General features: G+C 43.1%; 2 protein-coding genes and 1 pseudogene. 2 read left to right on the top strand and 1 reads right to left on the bottom strand.

Features of this window, described 5'->3' with window-relative positions; translation table 11 throughout:
* A pseudogene (locus PY364_RS07445) lies at nt 1-392 on the top strand (RNA-guided endonuclease TnpB family protein); the annotation flags it as partial.
* A gap of 142 nt (nt 393-534) precedes the next feature.
* Here PY364_RS07445 and PY364_RS07440 read toward each other — a convergent pair.
* A complete protein-coding gene (locus PY364_RS07440; protein ID WP_275521607.1) occupies nt 535-945 on the bottom strand; it encodes a DUF309 domain-containing protein in 411 nt (136 codons plus the stop codon).
* 218 nt (nt 946-1,163) lie between these two features.
* Between PY364_RS07440 and leuS the strand changes: the two genes are divergently transcribed.
* Nucleotides 1,164-3,722, top strand: a complete 2,559-nt coding sequence (leuS, locus tag PY364_RS07435) for a leucine--tRNA ligase (protein ID WP_275521606.1) — start codon at nt 1,164-1,166, stop codon at nt 3,720-3,722.
* The last annotated feature ends 161 nt before the right edge of the window (nt 3,723-3,883 follow it).

The raw sequence follows: 3,883 nt of genomic DNA, 5'->3' as shown, positions 1-3,883 counted from the left end.
TGGGTGGAATAACCAATCAGAACTTTGTCCAAATCCCTACCGCTAAAGTTAAAGATAGATTGCAACAAGAGTGCGACTCTCTAGGCTGGCGATTTGTAGAGCAAGACGAATCTTACACATCAAAAGCCAGCTTCTTAGATCGAGATTTGTTGCCAGTGAAAGTCGGTGAAAAACCCGACAATTGGCAACCATCAGGTAAAAGAATTAAGCGAGGTTTGTACCGTTCTAGCACTGGATTGTTAATCAATGCAGATACTAACGGCGCAGGAAATATCATTAGAAAATCAAAAGTAGCCATAGACTCAATTATCGAGCGAGTGGGTAGCGGGTTGCTGACAAACCCTTTAAGAATTAAACTTTGGTGGGATTCATCCCCCAAAGTTTATCCTTAAGAATCCCCGTGTCTTTAGACCGGGGAGTGTCAACCAATCATCCTAGCAATACAACCGCCTAATCAATGCACTATTTTGCTGATTTGCCGAAACTGGAAGGATTTTATCGCTTTTTTCCTTCTCCCTGCGACCCAACTTACAGTTAATTCGCCGTCACCTTGCAAATTTTCGGCAACTCCAAACTCCCTAAAACCTCTACACCTGTTAACATTGGCAGAAAATCAGTTACTTTCTCTGGGCCAGCCTGTTGCAGAGCACTCAACAGTTTAGCGCTGTGCCCGATCAAGTCTTCAACGTTAATTTCGGCATAAGTTGGCTGATAATAGTTCAGCCGATTTATTCCTTCTCCCAGTAATATTACTGCACCGCGCCAGTTGCGATTGCCTAAGTGGTAGAGTGCAACTGCAATTTGCAAGATTCCTTGATAAAATCTTTTCTGGGGTTCGCTTGCTTCCATCCATAAGGCTTCTAGGGTATCGTGGCAAGCGTAGAACTCGCGATCGTTAAACTGTTGGACTCCCTGCCAAAACTCTGTCGGTATTTCCAAATCCATTCGATTGTTAATTTGATAGGGCGATGGCCGTCAAAACTATAGATTAAATCAATTAAATAATTATACTATATGTGAAATAGCAGTTTTCAATTGGCTACGTACTACTTTTAATTAGCGATTACCAGTTACCAGTTAACCGCTAACAGTTAACAGTTAACAGTTAACAATTAACCGCTATAGTAAAGATAAATATGACTGACTAAGCAAGAGAGACTTCCGTGCAACCATACACCCCCTTATCCATCGAGCAAAAATGGCAGAAGGCTTGGACTGAACAAGGCTTAGACAAAACGCCAGAAACCTCAGACAAACCTAAATTTTATGCCCTGTCCATGTTCCCGTACCCATCTGGCAATCTGCACATGGGTCACGTCCGCAACTACACGATCACCGACGTAATTGCCAGACTCAAGCGAATGCAAGGCTATCGCGTGCTCCATCCGATGGGGTGGGATGCTTTTGGGCTTCCCGCAGAAAATGCCGCGATCGAGCGGCGTATTCCCCCCGCAAAGTGGACATATCAAAACATTGAGCAGATGAGATATCAATTGCAACAACTCGGCTTTTCTATTGACTGGAACCGAGAAGTTGCGACCTGTTCTCCTAATTATTATCGTTGGACGCAATGGCTGTTTTTACAATTTTTCAAAGCTGGATTGGCTTATCAAAAAGAAGCCGCAGTTAACTGGGACCCAATCGATCGGACAGTATTAGCAAATGAACAAGTTGATAGTCAGGGGCGTTCTTGGCGTTCCGGTGCAATAGTCGAGCGCAAAATGTTGCGCCAGTGGTTCTTAAAAATTACCGACTATGCCGAACAATTATTAAATGACCTGGATAAATTAACAGGTTGGCCGGAAAGAGTTAAGTTAATGCAAGCTAACTGGATTGGCAAATCTGTAGGCGCTTATTTAGAATTTCCAATTGTGGGAATGGATGAAAAAATAGGCGTGTTTACTACTAGACCTGATACGGTTTATGGTGTCACTTATATTGTCCTTGCACCGGAACATCCTTTAACAAAGCAAGTAACAACAACTGAAAGAGTGACGGCCGTAGAAGCTTTTATTAAAGAAGTTTCTACCCAAAGTGAATTAGAGCGAACAGCGGAAGATAAACCCAAGCGCGGTATTCCTACTGGTGGCAAAGCGATCAATCCATTTACGGGTGAGGAAATACCGATTTGGATTGCTGATTATGTCCTGTTTGAATACGGCACTGGCGCAGTTATGGGCGTACCTGCTCATGATACGCGGGATTTTGTATTTGCTAATCAAAATCAGTTGCCAATTAAAGTTGTAATTGTGGATGATGATGAACTTCCACTGACCGCAGCTTATACTGAACCTGGAATTATGATTAATTCCGGCGAGTTTAATGGCATGGCTTCAACTAAGGGGAAAGAAGCTATTATTCGCCACGCTGAAAATCAAGATTATGGCAAAGCACGAGTGCAATATCGCTTGCGAGATTGGTTGATTTCTCGTCAACGTTATTGGGGCGCACCTATTCCCGTGATTCACTGTCCTCAGTGCGGAACTGTATCTGTACCTGATGAAGATTTGCCTGTATTATTGCCAGAAAATGTGAAATTTACAGGGCGCGGTGGTTCGCCTTTAGCACAGTTAGAAGATTGGGTAAATGTGCCTTGTCCTAGTTGCGGAACCCCTGCAAAGCGGGAGACTGACACGATGGATACGTTTATTGATTCTTCCTGGTATTTCTTGCGTTTTCCCGATGCTAATAACGAGCAAAGCGTGTTTGATTCCGCGAAGACTAATGACTGGATGCCAATAGATCAATATGTAGGAGGAATTGAACACGCAATTTTACACTTGTTGTATTCGCGCTTCTTTACCAAGGTGTTGCGAGACTGCGGTTTGATTAATTTTGACGAACCATTCCAGCGGTTATTAACTCAAGGAATGGTACAGGGAATTACGTATAAAAATCCCGTGACTAAGAAATACGTTCCCTCAGCAAACATAGACTCTACTAATCCTAAAGATCCGCAGACCGGCGAAGCCTTGGAAGTCTTTTATGAAAAGATGTCCAAATCGAAATATAATGGCGTTGACCCCTTGGAAGTAATGGCTAAATATGGGGCAGATACGGCGCGAATGTTTATTTTATTTAAAGCGCCACCGGAGAAAGATTTGGAGTGGGATGATGCTGATGTTGAAGGGCAATTTCGCTTTTTAAATCGCGTTTGGCGGTTGGTGACAGAGTTTGGTGCTACTCTTCCCAATTCTGTTGGTAAACAGGAGGAGATTCCTACCTCTTTGAGCAAAGCTGAAAAGGATTTGCGGCGGGCAATTCATACGGCAATTAAGGAAGTAACGGAGGATTTGGAGGGGGATTATCAATTTAATACGGCTGTCTCAGAAATGATGAAACTGAGTAATGCTATTAGCGATTCTACTTGTAAAGATTCGCCGATTTATGCTGAAGGTATTAGAACGTTAATTCTGCTTTTAGCACCTTTTTCGCCGCATATTGCTGAGGAATTATGGGAGATTATTGGCAATAGTGAATCTGTACATCATCAAACTTGGCCTGTTGCGGATCGGTCTGCTTTAGTTGCTGATGAAATTACGCTGGTGATTCAGATTATGGGTAAAACTCGCGGTACAATGCAAGTTCCTGCTAATGCTGATAAGGATACTTTAGAAAAGTATGCTCGTGAGTCGGAGGTTGCACAGCGTTACATTGAAGGTAAGGAGATTAAAAAAGTGATTGTGGTTCCGGGAAAGTTGGTTAATTTTGTTGTAGCTTAAACTGTGCGTTTTGCTGAGAGTCAGTCACAACGGTTAGGAGATTCTCAATCCCCCCAAACCCTTTTTATTATTGTATTTTCCTCCTGCCTCCCGCCTCCTGCTAATAATCTTGCAGGACTTACGCACGATTACGTAACGCCGCCATCCTGGCGGTAAAGAAA

It is taken from the genome of Kamptonema sp. UHCC 0994 (assembly GCF_029167235.1).
Lineage (GTDB): Bacteria > Cyanobacteriota > Cyanobacteriia > Cyanobacteriales > Microcoleaceae > Kamptonema.
The sequence above is the reverse complement of the archived record's forward strand: the minus strand, read 5'-3'. Positions and strand labels throughout refer to the sequence as shown.

What these genes read in the sequence shown, in the direction of transcription:
- PY364_RS07440 (WP_275521607.1), bottom strand. Translation starts at nt 945, where the DNA reads ATGGATTTGGAAATACCGACAGAGTTTTGGCAGGGAGTCCAACAGTTT.